This window comes from Pseudomonas sp. G5001 (genome assembly GCF_013385475.1).
In the GTDB taxonomy this organism is placed as follows: Bacteria; Pseudomonadota; Gammaproteobacteria; order Pseudomonadales; family Pseudomonadaceae; genus Aquipseudomonas.
The window spans coordinates 1-16,188 of record NZ_JACAPZ010000041.1; the positions used below are offsets into that span (position 1 = coordinate 1).

The following is a 16,188-nucleotide window of genomic DNA, read 5'->3' on the forward strand; positions in this document are numbered from 1 at the left end:
GGAACCAATAGCAGCCGTTACCGCAGCAACGGATATGCCCCCCCAAGAAAACTTTCCTCCCCCGAGCGTGACCCAGATCCCACAAGCCGTTGATTAATGATGGCATCCGCTCAGCTATACTCCTCTCCATTTGAATGGCCCTTGAGGAATTACTGTGAAGAACTGGACCTTGCGCCAACGGATTTTGGCGAGCTTTGCGGTCATCATCGCGATCATGCTGCTGATGGTAGTGGTCTCGTATTCACGCCTGTTGAAGATCGAGGCCGGCGAAGAGTCAGTCCGCGATGACGCAGTCCCCGGGGTCTACCTAAGCTCCATGATCCGCAGCGCATGGGTCGACAGCTACCTCGACACCCTCGACATCATCGGCCTGCGCAAAGACAAGACACTCACCGAAGCCGACAAGGCCGACTACAAGTCCTTCGAAGCGCGCATCATCACGCAAATGGCCAATTACAAGGCAACTATCAACGGCGCTGAGGATCAGGCCGAGTTCGATAAGTTCGAAGCCCTGCACCAGGCCTACAACAAGGCTTTGGCCGCAGTCACTGAAAACCTGCAACGCAATGACGTCGCCGCCGCCCGCAAAGTGTTCGACGAAGAGCTGACCCCGACCTGGACCGCAGGCCGCATGAAGCTCAACGACATCATCACCGAAAACAAAAACGTCGCGGACCGCGCCACCAACGCTATCGACGACGCCGTGTCCGCTGCAAAAATCAGCATGGGCGTCTCGCTGATCCTCGCGATCCTCGCCGCTGGCCTCTGCGGCCTGCTGCTGATGCGCGCGATCATGGCGCCGATGAAACGCATCGTCGACATCCTCGAAACCATGCGCACCGGCGACTTGAGCAAACGCCTGAACCTCGAACGCAAGGACGAATTCGGCGCAGTAGAGACCGGCTTCAACGACATGATGACCGAGCTCACCGCCCTGGTGTCCCAGGCACAGCGCTCTTCGGTACAGGTCACTACCTCGGTCACCGAGATTGCCGCGACTTCCAAGCAACAACAGGCCACGGCCACTGAAACCGCCGCGACGACCACCGAGATCGGCGCTACTTCGCGGGAGATCGCTGCTACTTCCAAGGACTTGGTCCGTACCATGACCGAAGTCTCCACCGCCGCCGACCAGGCCTCGGTGGCCGCCGGCTCCGGCCAGCAAGGCCTGGCGCGCATGGAAGAAACCATGCACTCGGTGATGGGCGCAGCTGACCTGGTAAACGCCAAGCTGGCGATCCTCAATGAGAAGGCCGGCAACATCAACCAGGTGGTGGTGACCATCGTCAAGGTCGCCGACCAGACCAACCTGTTGTCCCTCAACGCTGCCATCGAGGCCGAGAAGGCCGGTGAGTACGGTCGCGGGTTTGCCGTGGTAGCCACCGAAGTGCGGCGCCTGGCCGACCAGACCGCCGTGGCCACCTACGACATCGAGCAGATGGTGCGCGAGATCCAGTCGGCGGTGTCGGCCGGGGTGATGGGCATGGACAAGTTCTCTGAAGAAGTGCGCCGTGGCATGTTCGAGGTGCAGCAGGTGGGCGAGCAGTTGTCGCAGATCATCCATCAGGTGCAGGCCCTGGCGCCACGGGTGTTGATGGTCAACGAAGGCATGCAGGCCCAGGCCACCGGCGCCGAGCAGATCAACCATGCGCTGGTGCAGTTGGGCGATGCCAGCAGCCAGACCGTGGAGTCCCTGCGTCAGGCCAGCTTTGCCATCGACGAGCTGAGCCAGGTCGCCGTCGGCCTGCGCAGCGGCGTGTCGCGTTTTAAAGTCTGATGAACGACCTCGCGGCTAAACGCGGTGCCGTTGCGGCAGTGAAGAAAGCACTGTTCCTGGTGTTTCACATCGGTAATGAACGGTATGCCCTCAAGGCCACGGAAGTGGCCGAGGTGCTGCCGCGCCTGCCGCTCAAGCCCATTGCCCATGCGCCTGCGTGGGTCGCCGGGATCTTTGCCCATCGCGGGGCAATGGTGCCGGTGATCGATCTCAGTGCCTTGACCTTCGGCACGCCGGCCCAGGCCCGCACCAGCACGCGCCTGGTGTTGGTCAATTATCAGCCGGATGCACTCACTCCGACACGCTGGCTGGGGCTGATCCTCGAACAGGCCACCGATACCCTGCGCTGTGACCCGGCGGAGTTCCAGCCCTACGGCCTGGACAACCGCCAGGCACGTTACCTGGGCCCGGTGCGCGAAGACGAGCGTGGCTTGATGCAGTGGATCGGCGTGGCGGACCTGCTGACGGCTGACGTGCAGGCGCTGCTGTTTGCCGCGGGCGAGGAGGGTTGATGAGCAGTGATCAACGCTTCTTCGACTTCCTTAAGGAGCGCATTGGCCTGGACGTTGCCTCGGTGGGCGAAGCGATCATCGAGCGTGCCGTACGCCAGCGCAGCATGGTGCTCAGCGCGCAGACCGCCGATCAATACTGGCAGCAATTGCAGGCCTCCACCGACGAACAGCAAGCGCTGATCGAAGCGGTGATCGTCCCCGAAACCTGGTTTTTCCGTTACCCCGAATCCTTCGCCACCCTGGGCCGGCTGGCGGTCGCCCGCCTGGCCGAAATCAAGCAGATGCGCGCCCTGCGGATCCTCAGCCTGCCGTGTTCCACCGGCGAAGAACCCTATTCGATTGCCATGGCCTTGCTCGACGCCGGGCTGGCACCGCATCAGTTCAAGGTGCAGGGCATGGACGTCAGCCCGCTGTCGGTGGAGCGCGCCCGCCGTGGGGTGTACGGCAAGAATTCGTTTCGCGGCCAGGACCTCGAGTTCCGCGATCGCCACTTCACCGAGCAAACCGACGGCTACCGGATTGCCGACCGGGTACGCGAACAAGTGCGCCTGCAGGTGGGCAACCTGCTGGACCCCACGCTGCTGGCCAACGAGCCCACCTACGATTTTGTGTTCTGCCGCAACCTGCTGATCTACTTCGACCAGCCGACCCAGAAGCAGGTGTTTGAAGTGCTCAAGGGCCTGACCCACGTCGACGGCGTGCTGTTTATCGGGCCTGCCGAAGGCAGCCTGCTGGGGCGCCTGGGCATGCGTTCGATTGGCGTGCCGCAGTCGTTTGCCTTCAGCCGGCATGCGGAGCCCGCGCCTGAACCGGTATTTGTGCCGATGCCCGCGCCGATTCCTCAGCGCAGTGCCGCGCCTATCCCGACCAGGCCCCGGCCGTTCAGCACCGTCAGTGCCCAAGTGGTACCGATCAAGCCGCCGCCGCCGCAGTCGGACGCCGCCGATCTGCTCAGTCAGATTGCGACCCTGGCCAATGAAGGCAAGAGCCTGGAAGCCCGTGCTGCCTGCGAGCGTTATTTGCAGAGCCATCCGCCGGCGGCCCAGGTGTTTTATTGGCTGGGCCTGCTCAGCGATGTGGCCGGCAGCGCCCTGGAAGCCCAGGGTTATTACAGAAAAGCCTTGTACCTGGAACCCCAGCACCCGCAGGCCTTGATGCACCTGGCCGCGTTGCTCGAGTCCCAGGGCGATGTCGCCGGCGCCCGGCGTTTGCAGGCTCGTGCCGCGCGCAGCGAGCGAGCTGACAGTGAGCGTAAATCATGACCCTGGATCCCGAGCTGAACCTGACCCTGGCCGATACCCAGGCCATCGATGACTGCTGGAACCGCATCGGCATCCACGGTGACAAGTCCTGCCCGCTGCTGGCCGAGCACATTCACTGTCGCAATTGCTCGGTGTATTCCGCCGCCGCCACGCGCCTGCTCGACCGTTATGCCTTGCAGCAGGACGATCACCGCCCCGTCGCGACGCCGGAAGTCGAGGGTGACGTCCTCACCCGTTCGCTGCTGATGTTCCGCCTCGGCGAAGAATGGCTGGGCATCGCCACTCGCTGCCTGGTGGAAGTGGCACCGTTGCAGCCGATCCATTCCTTGCCCCATCAGCGTTCCCGCGCCTTGCTGGGCGTGGCCAATGTGCGTGGCGCACTGGTGGCGTGCCTGTCACTGGTGGAATTGCTGGGGCTGGACAGCACCGGCAGCGGCCCCAGTGGCGCACGAATCATGCCGCGCATGCTGATCATCGCGGCGCAGGACGGCCCCGTGGTGGTGCCGGTGGACGAAGTGGACGGTATCCATGCCATTGATGAACGGACCTTGAATGCGGCATCTGCGTCGGGCACCCAGGCCAGCGCCCGCTACACCCAAGGGGTGTTGCAGTGGAAAGGCCGCAGCCTGCGCTGGCTGGACGAGGCGCAATTGTTGTCTGCCGTGACCCGGAGCCTCACATGACCCCCGACCAGATGCGCGATGCCTCGCTGCTGGAGCTGTTCAGCCTGGAAGCCGACGCCCAGACCCAGGTGCTCAGCGCCGGCCTGCTGGCCCTGGAGCGCAACCCGACCCAGGCCGACCAGCTCGAAGCCTGCATGCGTGCCGCCCATTCCCTGAAGGGCGCGGCGCGGATTGTCGGGGTGGACGCGGGGGTCAGCGTGGCCCACGTGATGGAGGATTGCCTGGTCAGCGCCCAGGAAAGCCGCTTGTACCTGCTGCCGGAACATATCGACGCACTGCTGCAAGGCACCGATTTGCTGATGCGCATTGCCACGCCGGGCAACACCGTGGGCCCGGCGGACATCGAGTCCTATGTGGCATTGATGGAGCGGTTGCTCGATCCGTCGCAGAAAGTCGCGCCGCCCGCTGCGCCAAAGCCTGCGCCGCCGCCCACACCCGCGCCAGAACCTGAATTGTCGATGGAAGCGCTGCTGACCCTGCCGCCGGAGCCCGAGCCCGCGCCGCCGGTCAGTGCCGAACTGCCACGCCAAAATAAGCGCATGACCGAAGGCGGCGAGCGGGTGTTGCGGGTGACCGCCGAACGCTTGAACAGCCTGTTGGACCTGTCCAGCAAGTCCCTGGTGGAAACCCAGCGGCTCAAGCCTTACCTCGCCAGCTTGCAACGCCTCAAGCGCATCCAGAGCAACAGCGCCCGCGCCCTGGAAAACCTCGACGGCCACCTCAAGACCGTCGACCTGAGCCTGGAAGCCCAGGAAGCGCTGGCTGATACCCGCCGCCTGTTGAGCGAAGCCCAGGCGCTGCTCGCGGAAAAAACCGCCGAAATCGACGAGTTCGGCTGGCAGGCCGGGCAACGCGCCCAAGTCTTGTACGACACGGCGCTGGCGTGCCGCATGCGGCCGTTTGCCGACGTGCTGGCCGGGCAGGTGCGCATGGTGCGTGACCTGGGCCGCAGCCTTGGTAAACAGGTACGCCTGGAAATCGAAGGCGAGAAAACCCAGGTCGACCGCGATGTGCTGGAAAAACTCGAAGCGCCGCTGACCCATTTACTGCGCAATGCTGTGGACCACGGCATTGAAATGCCCGAGCAACGCCTGCTGGCCGGCAAACCGGCTGAAGGCCTGATCCGCCTGCGGGCGTCTCACCAGGCCGGCTTGCTGGTGCTGGAGTTGAGCGACGACGGTAACGGGGTCGACCTGGAGCGCCTGCGCGGCACCATCGTCGACCGGCATTTGTCGCCGGCGGAAACCGCCCTGCGCCTGAGCGAAGAGGAACTGCTCACGTTCCTGTTCCTGCCGGGGTTCAGCCTGCGGGACAAGGTCACCGAGGTCTCGGGGCGCGGGGTCGGCCTGGATGCGGTGCAGCATATGGTGCGCCAGTTGCGCGGCGCGGTGGTGCTGGAGCAGGCGGCGGGGCAGGGCAGTCGCTTCCACCTGGAAGTGCCGTTGACCCTGTCGGTAGTGCGCAGCCTGGTGGTGGAAGTTGGCGAGGAGGCCTACGCCTTCCCGCTGGCCCACATCGAGCGCATGTGCGATCTTGCGCCCGACGACATCGTGCAACTGGAAGGCCGCCAGCATTTCTGGCACGAAGGCCGGCATGTCGGCCTGGTCGCCGCCAGCCAGTTGCTGCAGCGCCCGCCGGGGCAGGGCAGTCAGGAAACCCTGAAGGTCGTGGTGATCCGCGAGCGCGATGCGGTCTACGGGATTGCCGTGGAGCGTTTTATCGGCGAGCGCACGCTGGTGGTATTGCCCCTGGACGACCGGTTGGGCAAGGTCCAGGACATCTCCGCCGGAGCGTTGCTCGATGACGGTTCGGTGGTGCTGATCGTCGACGTCGAAGACATGCTGCGATCGGTGGACAAACTGCTGAATACCGGTCGTCTGGAGCGCATCGCCCGACGCACCCAGCAAACCCTCGAAGCACCGCGCAAGCGTATTCTGGTGGTGGATGACTCGCTGACCGTGCGCGAGCTGCAACGCAAATTGTTACTTAATCGCGGTTATGAAGTGGCCGTGGCAGTCGATGGCATGGATGGCTGGAACGCGCTGCGCTCCGAAGACTTCGACCTGCTGATCACGGACATTGATATGCCTCGCATGGACGGTATTGAATTGGTCACACTCTTGCGCCGTGATACTCGCCTGCAATCCCTGCCGGTGATGGTTGTTTCCTACAAGGATCGGGAAGAAGACCGTCGCCGTGGACTGGACGCCGGCGCCGACTATTATCTAGCCAAGGCCAGCTTCCATGACGACGCGCTGTTGGACGCGGTGGTGGAGCTGATTGGAGGAGCACGGGCATGAGGATTGCGATCGTCAATGACATGCCCATGGCCGTGGAGGCCTTGCGCCGGGCGTTGAGCCTTGAGCCGGCCCACGAAGTGGTGTGGGTTGCGGGCAACGGCCTGGAAGCAGTGCAGCGTTGCGCCGAGTTCACGCCCGACCTGATTCTGATGGACCTGATCATGCCGGTGATGGACGGTGTGGAGGCCACCCGGCAGATCATGGCCGAGACGCCCTGTGCGATCCTGATTGTCACCGTCGACCGCCAGGCCAACGTCAGCCGTGTATTCGAAGCCATGGGCCATGGCGCCCTAGACGTGGTTGACACCCCTGCACTGGGCGTGGGCAATCCGAAGGACGCCGCGGCACCGCTGTTGCGCAAGATCCTCAATATCGGCTGGCTGATTGGCCAGCGTGGCAGCCGCGTGCGGGCCGAGCCTGCGCCCCAGCGGGCCACGGGCAAACGCCAGAGCCTGGTGGCCATCGGTTCGTCCGCAGGCGGCCCGGCTGCCCTGGAATCCCTGCTCAAGGGCTTGCCCCGGGACTTCTCGCCGGCCATTGTGCTGGTGCAGCATGTGGACCAGGTGTTCGCCGCCGGCATGGCCGAATGGCTGAGCAGTGCCTCGGGCCTGCCGGTGCGCCTGGCCCGGGAAGGCGAGCCGCCCCAAAGCGGTGTCGTGTTGCTGGCGGGCACCAATCATCACATTCGTCTGCTGAAGAACGGCACGCTGGCCTACACCGCAGAGCCTGTGAACGAGATTTACCGGCCGTCCATCGACGTGTTTTTCGAGAGCGTCGCCAGCTACTGGAATGGCGATGCCGTTGGCGTGCTGCTGACGGGGATGGGGCGTGATGGCGCCCAGGGACTTAAGTTGATGCGTCAGCAAGGCTACCTGACCATCGCGCAGGACCAGCAAAGCTGTGCTGTTTACGGCATGCCCAAAGCGGCAGCGGCGATTGACGCGGCTGTTGAAATTCGCCCATTGGACAGAATTGCGCCACGATTGCTGGAGGTATTCGCAAAATGACCGATATCACACGCTGTCCTGGCCTGCAGGTAGTAATTCAGGTGACCGTAAATGAATGATTTGCAGCTCGACGACTTCAAGACCGACGAAAACGCCGCCATGGTGCTGCTCGTCGACGACCAGGCGATGATCGGCGAGGCCGTACGCCGGGGCCTGGCCCATGAAGACAATATCGACTTCCACTTTTGCGCCGACCCGCACCAGGCCATTGCCCAGGCGATCCGTATCAAGCCGACGGTGATCCTGCAGGACCTGGTGATGCCGGGTCTCGATGGCCTGACCCTGGTGCGCGAATACCGCAATCACCCGGCGACGCAGAACATCCCGATCATCGTGCTTTCCACCAAGGAAGACCCGCTGATCAAGAGCGCGGCGTTTGCTGCCGGGGCCAACGACTACCTGGTCAAGCTGCCGGATAACATCGAACTGGTGGCGCGCATCCGCTATCACTCGCGCTCCTACATGACCCTGTTGCAACGGGACGCGGCCTACCGGGCGCTGCGGGTCAGCCAACAGCAGTTGCTGGACACCAACCTGGTGCTGCAACGGCTGATGAACTCCGACGGCCTGACCGGGCTGTCCAATCGCCGGCATTTCGACGAATACCTGGAACTGGAATGGCGCCGCGCCATGCGTGACCAGACCCAACTGTCGCTGCTGATGATCGACGTGGACTTCTTCAAGACCTACAACGACAGTTTCGGCCACCTGGAAGGCGACGAGGCGTTACGCAAGGTGGCGGCGACCATTCGTGATGCCAGCAGCCGTCCTTCGGATTTGCCGGCGCGTTATGGCGGTGAAGAGTTTGCCCTGGTGCTGCCCAATACCTCGCCGGGTGGGGCACGGCTGGTGGCCGAGAAGCTGCGCCAGGCGGTGGCGAGCCTGAAAATCCCGCACATTGCCCCGGCAGAAGGGGCGAGCCTGACCATCAGTATTGGCTTGGCGACCATGACCCCGGTGCAGGGCACCGATTGCCGGCAATTGATCTCGGCGGCGGACAAGGGCCTGTACCTGGCCAAGCACAATGGGCGCAATCAGGTGGGGATCGAGTAGGGAATACGGTCTGCGGGATGTCGCAGACCTAATGTGGGAGCGGGCTTGCTCGCGAATGCGGTGTGTCAGTCAATGCATCTGGCGACTGAACCACCGCATTCGCGAGCAAGCCCGCTCCCACATTTGATCTTCATCGCTGTCTGGATGGTGCATATCCCCGCCTTTTCGGCCAAGCGGACTGCCGTTATCAGCCGTTTGTCGTTATACTCGTCGGCTTTCAAAAGTTCGCCAACGAGTGCTGCCCGCCATGGAAATCAACCCGATCCTTAACACCATCAAGGACCTGTCCGAGCGCTCCGAAACTATTCGGGGGTATCTTTGACTACGATCAAAAGCATGAGCGTCTGACCGAAGTCAATCGCGAGCTTGAAGATCCGGCTGTCTGGAACAAACCTGAATATGCCCAGGAACTGGGCCGCGAGCGCGCTGCGCTGGCGCAGATCGTCGACACCCTCGACGAATTGAACACCGGTCTGGGCGATTGCCGCGACCTGCTGGACATGGCCGTCGAAGAAAACGACGAAGGCGCAGTGGGCGATGTCGTCGCCGAGCTGGCCCGTCTCGAGGAAAACCTCGCCAAACTCGAATTCCGCCGCATGTTCAGCCATGAAATGGACCCGAACAACGCCTACCTGGACATCCAGGCCGGTTCCGGCGGCACCGAAGCCCAGGACTGGGCCAACATCCTGTTGCGCATGTACCTGCGCTGGGCCGACAAACGCGGTTTCGACGCGACCATCATGGAACTGTCGGCCGGTGAAGTCGCCGGCATCAAGGGCGCGACCGTGCACATCAAGGGCGAATACGCCTTTGGCTGGCTGCGGACCGAGATCGGCGTACACCGCCTGGTGCGCAAGAGCCCGTTCGACTCCGGCAACCGTCGCCACACGTCGTTCTCCGCCGTTTTCGTCTCGCCAGAGATCGACGACAAGGTGGAAATCGAGATCAACCCGGCAGACCTGCGGATCGACACCTACCGCTCCTCCGGTGCCGGTGGCCAGCACGTAAACACCACCGACTCGGCCGTACGTATTACCCACGTACCGACCAATACCGTGGTGAGCTGCCAGAACGAACGTTCCCAGCACGCGAACAAGGACACCGCCATGAAAATGCTGCGGGCCAAGTTGTACGAGCAGGAAATGCAGAAACGCAACGCCGCGTCCCAGGCGCTGGAAGACACCAAGTCGGATATCGGCTGGGGTCACCAGATCCGCTCGTATGTGCTCGACGCGTCGCGGATCAAGGATCTGCGTACCAACATCGAACGCAGCGACTGCGACAAGGTGCTCGACGGTGATATCGACGAATACCTGGAAGCCAGCCTGAAATCTGGCCTGTAACTCCTTTGTAGGAGCCGGCTTGCCGGCGATCCCCGGCCGCAGGCCGGGGACAACGAACCTGATGGAAAATTTAAAGACATGAGCGACCAACAACTCGACCCGCAAGCCCTGCAACAGGAAGAAAACTCCCTGATCGCCCTGCGCAAGGAAAAGCTTGCTGCCGAGCGCGCCAAGGGCAATGCCTTCCCGAACGACTTCCGCCGCGAAAACTACTGCGATGCCTTGCAGAAACAGTACGCGGACAAGACCAAGGAAGAGCTGGCAGAGGCTGCAATTCCGGTCAAGGTTGCCGGTCGCATCATGCTCAACCGTGGCTCGTTCATGGTGATCCAGGACATGACCGGTCGCATCCAGGTCTACGTCAACCGTAAAACCCTGTCCGAAGAAACCCTGGCCTCGGTGAAAACCTGGGACATGGGCGACATCATTGCCGCCGAAGGCACCCTGGCCCGTTCCGGCAAGGGTGACCTGTACGTTGAAATGACCAGCGTGCGCCTGCTGACCAAATCCCTGCGCCCGCTGCCGGACAAGCACCACGGCCTGACCGACACCGAGCAGCGCTATCGCCAGCGCTACGTTGACCTGATCGTCAACGAAGAAGTGCGCCAGACCTTCCGCGTGCGTTCGCAGGTTATTGCGCACATCCGCAGCTTCCTGATGAAGCGCGACTTCCTCGAAGTTGAAACGCCGATGCTGCAAACCATCCCGGGTGGTGCCGCAGCCAAGCCATTCGAAACCCACCACAACGCGCTGGACATGGAAATGTTCCTGCGTATTGCGCCTGAGCTGTACCTCAAGCGGCTTGTTGTTGGCGGCTTCGAAAAAGTGTTCGAGATCAACCGCAACTTCCGTAACGAAGGCGTTTCGACTCGTCACAACCCTGAATTCACCATGTTGGAGTTCTACCAGGCCTACGCCGACTACGAAGACAACATGGACCTGACCGAGGAACTGTTCCGCGAACTGGCGCAACTGGTCCTGGGCACCACCGACGTGCCATACGGCGACAAGGTGTTCCACTTCGGCGAGCCGTTCGTGCGCCTGTCGGTGTTCGATTCGATCCTCAAGTACAACCCTGAGCTGACCGCCGATGACCTGAACGACATCGACAAGGCCCGCGCCATCGCCAAGAAAGCCGGCGCCAAGGTGCTGGGCTTCGAAGGCCTGGGCAAATTGCAGGTGATGATTTTCGAAGAGCTGGTGGAGCACAAGCTGGAGCAGCCGCATTTCATTACCCAGTACCCGTTCGAAGTGTCGCCGCTGGCCCGTCGCAACGATGACAACCCGAACGTCACCGACCGTTTCGAGCTGTTCATCGGCGGCCGTGAAATCGCCAACGCCTACTCCGAGCTGAACGATGCCGAAGACCAGGCCGAGCGCTTCATGGCCCAGGTGGCCGACAAGGACGCTGGCGACGACGAGGCGATGCACTACGACGCCGACTTCGTACGCGCCCTGGAATACGGCATGCCGCCTACCGCCGGTGAAGGTATCGGCATCGACCGGTTGGTGATGTTGTTGACCAACTCGCCGTCGATCCGTGACGTGATCTTGTTCCCGCACATGCGGCCACAAGCGTAACCGTAGCGAAATCCGAAGCCGCCTTTTATAAGGCGGCTTTTTTATGTGGCGTTTATAAGCGTCAAGTAAACAGCGCCAGGTGATCGTTCCCACGCTCCGCGTGGGAACGCAGCCCGTGACGCTCCGCGTCACACTGTGGAGGAAGATCCGTCGTGAACCGCGTAATGGCTCAAAAGGGTGCCGCCGGCATTGCCGCTGCCGTGGCTGAAAGTGTTCAGTACCAGGGCCGCAAGGCCAGTCGCCGGGGCAGTGAGCAGCGCAGGCAGGACATTCTCGATGCAGCGATGCGCATCGTGGTACGCGAAGGCGTGCGTGCCGTGCGTCACCGTGCGGTGGCGGCGGAAGCCGGTGTGCCGTTGTCGGCCACCACCTATTACTTCAAGGACATCGACGATCTGCTCACCGACACCTTCGCCCAATATGTGGAGCGCAGCGCCGCGTTCATGGGCAAGTTGTGGGTGCGTAACGAAGGCCTGCTGCGCGAGATGGTGGCTTATGGCGACGGCAGCCCGCAGTCGCGCTCGCAACTGGCCGATGACATCGCGCGCCTGACCGCCGATTACGTGCAACGCCAATTGCTCAACCGCCGTGAGCACCTGATGGCCGAGCAGGCGTTTCGCCAGGAAGCGCTGCTGAACCCGCGCCTGGCCGAGCTGGTGCGCTCCCACCAGCAAATCCTGCTGCAGGGCACTTGCCAGTTTTTCCAGGTATTGGGTTCCCGCGAGCCGCAACAGGATGCCAAAGTGTTGACGGCGATTATCGGTCGGATGGAATATCAGGGCCTGCTGGGCGGCGCAGAGCCTCTGACCAGCGAAGAAATGCTTGAGATCCTCAAGCGTTACATGCATTTGGTGTTGGCTTCGGTCTGACACAGGGGATTGTCCAATGAAAGCCTGGCGCGTCGTCGTGATCGCCTTGTCGTTCCTGTTGCTCAGCGGTTGCCTGGTGACCTTCAAGGACCCGTTGCCCGCCAGCGAGGCGGCGCCTGATGGTCTGCTTGGCAAATGGGCCAGCAAAAATGCCTGGGGTGAGCCGCTCAACCTGCAAATCAGCCGCGTCGGTAAGCACCGCTACAAAGCCGTGAGCTACCCTAAGGCCAAGCCGGGCCAGCGGGATGAATACCTGTTCACGGTTTCCCGGCATGGCAGCCGCTGGTATCTGTCGGCGCCATTGCCGGCCAGGTTCGGCGGGCATTACATCCTCGCCGGGTTCGAATTGAATGATGAGCACGAGCTGGTGGTCTACAACCTCGACCTGGATCAGGTCCACCAGGCGGTCGGCCAGAAGGTCCTGAGTGGCAGCACCGTCGAAACCGTCGAGGGTGCCGGTGTGTTGATCGACAGTTCCATGGCCCGGGTATTTGCGTACCTGGATGATCCGGCCAATGCCGATGTGTTCGTCGAAGCCGTGCGCTACCAGCGTGCAGGCAAATAACGTTTAAAGAGGAAGTACCGGGTGGACGATTACCAGCAGACGATACGCGCCTTGTCCGATCGCATTGTGCTGGCGCAAACACCGATTCGCGTCCTCGACGCCGTGAAGTGGGACGAGAATATTCGCCAGGGATTCCTCAAGGCCAAGGGCAAGGAAATGCCGGCGGTGGACCGCGACTACTACCTGACCCGGCCGCTGTCGTTCGATTCCAGCGCGGTGAAGCTGGAGTTCCAGAACATCGAGCGCGACATCACCCGCCAGCTTGGCCAGTTCAACCCGGTCGGGCAGATCATGCGGCGCATGTGCAAGGAGTACCGCATGGTGGTGCGCATGCTCGAAGCGCGGGGCACCGAGGATTTCGGCCTGATCTCCCAGGAGCTGTATGGCGCCGCTTCCGATGCGTTCCATGCCGGTGACCCGACCCTGGCCGACCTCGGCCTGATGATGTCGGACTACCTGAACAATATCGATGGCCGTGGCGACCTCAAGGACGAAGCCAAGACCCTGACCGCCAAGGATGCCGTCAACCTGCTGCAGAGCCGCCTGAACAAGGTATTCGGCGAGGCCGAGGAAACCATCCGGGTGTTTGAGTCCGACGGTATCGTGGCGGATGCGGCGGCAGGTGCCGACTACATCAAGATCCGCGCCGACGCGATGTTCAACGACCGCGACGTGCGCGCCCTGGAGGTCCATGAAGGCCTGGTGCACGTGGGCACCACCCTCAATGGGCAAAACCAGCCGATCTGCACCTTCCTGTCCAAGGGCCCGCCCTCGTCGACCGTGACCCAGGAAGGCCTGGCGATCCTGATGGAAATCATCACCTTCGCCTCCTACCCCAGCCGCCTGCGCAAGCTGACCAACCGCACTCGCGCCATTCATATGGTGGAGCAGGGAGCCGACTTCCTGCAGGTGTTCGAATTCTTCCGCGAGCAGGGGTTCGAGATGGCGGAAAGCTACGGCAACGCCAGCCGGGTTTTCCGTGGGTCGACGCCTACGGGTCTGCCGTTTACCAAGGATTTGTCCTACCTCAAGGGCTTTATCATGGTTTACAACTACATTCAGTTGGCCGTGCGCAAAGGCAAGCTGGAGCAAGTGCCGTTGTTGTTCTGCGGCAAGACCACCCTGGAAGACATGCGTACCCTGCGCCAACTGGTGGACGAAGGCCTGGTGGTGCCACCCAAATACCTGCCGGATCAGTTCCGCGACATGAATGCGTTGGCGGCGTGGATGTGTTTCTCCAACTTCCTCAACCATTTGAGCCTGGACCGGATCGAGGCGGATTACTCCAATATCCTTTAACGATATCTCTGAAGGAACTCAGTCAAAATGTGGGAGCGGGCTTGCTCGCGAATGCGGTGTATCAGCAACAGATGTGGTTACTGAATCACCGCATTCGCGAGCAAGCCCGCTCCCACCTTTGATCTCCATAGGTCTTCAGGATCGTTCCCAACCCATTCACGAGGCTTCAACGGATGAGAATCCTCGGCATTCTTTGCCTGCTACTGACCCTTAACGGCTGCAGCTCCTTATTGTTCTATCCGGAGCGCGGCATGCCGTTCACCCCGGAAAAGGCTCGCCTGCAATACCGTGACGTCACATTGACCACCGCCGATGGCCTGAAGCTCCACGCCTGGTGGCTGCCGGCCAAGGCTGGCGTGCCGCTCAAGGGCACGGTGCTGCACCTGCACGGCAACGGCGGCAATCTCGCCTGGCACCTCGGCGGCAGCTGGTGGCTGCCGGAGCAGGGCTATCAAGTGCTGTTGGTGGACTATCGCGGCTACGGGTTGTCCGAAGGCGAACCTTCGCTGCCGGCGGTTTACCAGGACATCGACGCTGCCTTCAAGTGGATCGACAGCGCCCCCGAAACCCAGGGCCAGCCGTTGATCGTGCTCGGCCAAAGCCTGGGCGGCGCGTTAGTGGTGCACTACCTGGCGGAACATCCCGAACGTCAGCCGCAGCTCAAGGCGCTGGTACTGGACGGTGTGCCGGCCAGTTATCGTGACGTAGGACAATTCGCCCTCAGCACCTCCTGGCTAACATGGCCGTTCCAGGTGCCGTTGTCGTGGCTGGTGCCGGACGGCGACAGTGCGATCAACGCCATGCCCCGGCTGACCGGCGTGCCGAAATTGTTGTTCCATAGCCTGGACGACCCGATCGTGCCGCTCTCCAACGGCATTCGCCTGTATCAGGCTGCGCCGCCACCGCGGGTGCTGCAACTGACCCGGGGTGGCCACGTGCAAACCTTTGCCGACAAGACCTGGCAAACCGTGATGCTGCGCTACCTGGACGACCCCCAGCATTTCAACGGGCTGCGCCGCCTGGGGGAAATCCCCAATTACCCGGCGGCCCCGAACTCCAACGCAGAGAACCCGCAATGAGCGAAGAACGCAACATGATCCCCCTGATCCTCACCGGCATCGGCACCATCATCGGTACCGTTGGCTGCCTGTGGTACTACGGCTATTTGCACTTCGCCAAGCCCGAGGATGCGTTGCTGCTCAGCGACTTCACCATGCTCAAGACCGTGCCGGGCGAGGATTACAAAATCTCCCTGACCCCGGCCGCCCAGGTGGCGCAATGCGTTGATGGCGTACTGGTGCTGTTTGATACCGAACAGAAAGGGCTGACCGGCGTACTGGTCAACAGCAAGAAGCAGGCAGTGCGTTGCATGGGGCAGGAAACGCCGCAATTGGAACAGTAGCGCGAGTCAAGTGGGAAAGGTCTGGAACCATTTTAAGTGGATTACCACAGATTCCGTACTGGCCAGCAGCGCTGGATCGGTTATCTCGGATACTTAATTTGGAGTCACTTGAATGGACATTCCTCGCGTAAACAACTCGTCTTCCCCATTCACTGCCGGTGCGGGGGGAGGTGATTCGCGACTTCAGCAATTGGAACAAGAGATTCAGAAGTTGAAGAACCAGATCGCCCAAGGAGGCGGTGGTGCACAGGGCGCGCAGGGCGAAGAAAGCCTTGAGGAAAGGCTCAAGAGGCTCGAGGCGGAGCTGGCCCAACTCAAAGGACAGGCGGCTCCGGAGCAGGATGACTCGGCGCCAGTAAGCTACTGACCCGATGCTCTTGAAGCGCACTGGGACCTCTTGATTCCTGGCCTGCAAATAAAAGAATCCCGCCATTTGGCGGGATTTTTCATGCGGCCTCAAACGATCATTCAGCGACGGAGCGGGCGGCGTGGTGTGCGGGCTGGGCCCTCCGGTGCAGTCGTAGTTGATGATGGA

Annotated in this window: 15 protein-coding genes; all 15 read left to right on the forward strand. The window is 62.0% G+C overall.

All coding sequences use genetic code 11. The features are described from left to right. Nucleotides 1–154: 154 nt before the first annotated feature. The 15 genes from HX805_RS27600 (at nt 155) to HX805_RS27670 (ending at nt 16,020) form a co-directional block, all read left to right on the forward strand. Nucleotides 155–1,777 (forward strand): methyl-accepting chemotaxis protein, encoded by a 1,623-nt coding sequence (locus HX805_RS27600; RefSeq protein ID WP_003219261.1) that lies wholly within the window; start codon nt 155–157, stop codon nt 1,775–1,777. Further along, nucleotides 1,777–2,289 carry a chemotaxis protein CheW gene (locus HX805_RS27605; protein WP_087695221.1) on the forward strand — a complete coding sequence of 171 codons (513 nt, stop codon included), beginning with the start codon at nt 1,777–1,779 and terminating at the stop codon, nt 2,287–2,289. The genes HX805_RS27600 and HX805_RS27605 overlap by 1 nt, the downstream gene beginning before the upstream one ends. Then, on the forward strand, nt 2,289–3,551 hold the full coding sequence (locus HX805_RS27610) for a protein-glutamate O-methyltransferase CheR (RefSeq protein WP_003219256.1): 1,263 nt from the start codon (nt 2,289–2,291) through the stop codon (nt 3,549–3,551). Before HX805_RS27605 ends, HX805_RS27610 begins: the two co-directional genes overlap by 1 nt. Beyond that, nucleotides 3,548–4,234 carry a chemotaxis protein CheW gene (locus HX805_RS27615; RefSeq protein WP_102368208.1) on the forward strand — a complete coding sequence of 229 codons (687 nt, stop codon included), beginning with the start codon at nt 3,548–3,550 and terminating at the stop codon, nt 4,232–4,234. Before HX805_RS27610 ends, HX805_RS27615 begins: the two co-directional genes overlap by 4 nt. Beyond that, nucleotides 4,231–6,534 carry a hybrid sensor histidine kinase/response regulator gene (locus tag HX805_RS27620; RefSeq protein ID WP_177117488.1) on the forward strand — a complete coding sequence of 768 codons (2,304 nt, stop codon included), beginning with the start codon at nt 4,231–4,233 and terminating at the stop codon, nt 6,532–6,534. The genes HX805_RS27615 and HX805_RS27620 overlap by 4 nt, the downstream gene beginning before the upstream one ends. Further along, the gene (locus HX805_RS27625) at nt 6,531–7,541 is read left to right on the forward strand and encodes a chemotaxis response regulator protein-glutamate methylesterase (protein ID WP_003219250.1); all 1,011 of its coding nucleotides are present in this window, start codon (nt 6,531–6,533) and stop codon (nt 7,539–7,541) included. Before HX805_RS27620 ends, HX805_RS27625 begins: the two co-directional genes overlap by 4 nt. Before the next feature lie 51 nt (nt 7,542–7,592). Next, nucleotides 7,593–8,594, forward strand: a complete 1,002-nt coding sequence (locus tag HX805_RS27630) for a diguanylate cyclase (RefSeq protein ID WP_003219248.1) — start codon at nt 7,593–7,595, stop codon at nt 8,592–8,594. A gap of 247 nt (nt 8,595–8,841) precedes the next feature. Next, nucleotides 8,842–9,937, forward strand: a protein-coding gene (gene prfB, locus HX805_RS27635) for a peptide chain release factor 2 (RefSeq protein ID WP_096236834.1) whose coding sequence is annotated in 2 segments (ribosomal slippage) — nt 8,842–8,913 and nt 8,915–9,937 — 1,095 coding nt in all. Because the reading frame shifts where the segments join, the coding sequence is not laid out codon by codon here. Nucleotides 9,938–10,015: 78 nt separating this feature from the next. Further along, on the forward strand, nt 10,016–11,518 hold the full coding sequence (lysS, locus tag HX805_RS27640) for a lysine--tRNA ligase (RefSeq protein WP_003219243.1): 1,503 nt from the start codon (nt 10,016–10,018) through the stop codon (nt 11,516–11,518). A 152-nt stretch (nt 11,519–11,670) separates the two neighbouring features. After that, nucleotides 11,671–12,387, forward strand: a complete 717-nt coding sequence (locus HX805_RS27645) for a TetR/AcrR family transcriptional regulator (RefSeq protein ID WP_023659125.1) — start codon at nt 11,671–11,673, stop codon at nt 12,385–12,387. 16 nt (nt 12,388–12,403) lie between these two features. After that, nucleotides 12,404–12,952, forward strand: coding sequence for a hypothetical protein (locus HX805_RS27650; protein ID WP_003219239.1), 549 nt, complete (start codon nt 12,404–12,406; stop codon nt 12,950–12,952). A gap of 21 nt (nt 12,953–12,973) precedes the next feature. Beyond that, nucleotides 12,974–14,251: a flavohemoglobin expression-modulating QEGLA motif protein gene (locus tag HX805_RS27655; RefSeq protein ID WP_003219237.1), complete on the forward strand. Its 1,278-nt coding sequence runs from the start codon at nt 12,974–12,976 to the stop codon at nt 14,249–14,251. Between the two features lie 173 nt (nt 14,252–14,424). Then, nucleotides 14,425–15,330, forward strand: coding sequence for an alpha/beta hydrolase (locus tag HX805_RS27660; protein ID WP_023659124.1), 906 nt, complete (start codon nt 14,425–14,427; stop codon nt 15,328–15,330). After that, the gene (locus tag HX805_RS27665) at nt 15,327–15,653 is read left to right on the forward strand and encodes a hypothetical protein (protein WP_003219233.1); all 327 of its coding nucleotides are present in this window, start codon (nt 15,327–15,329) and stop codon (nt 15,651–15,653) included. Before HX805_RS27660 ends, HX805_RS27665 begins: the two co-directional genes overlap by 4 nt. A gap of 112 nt (nt 15,654–15,765) precedes the next feature. After that, on the forward strand, nt 15,766–16,020 hold the full coding sequence (locus tag HX805_RS27670; protein ID WP_177117489.1) for a FlxA-like family protein: 255 nt from the start codon (nt 15,766–15,768) through the stop codon (nt 16,018–16,020). Nucleotides 16,021–16,188 lie beyond the last annotated feature (168 nt).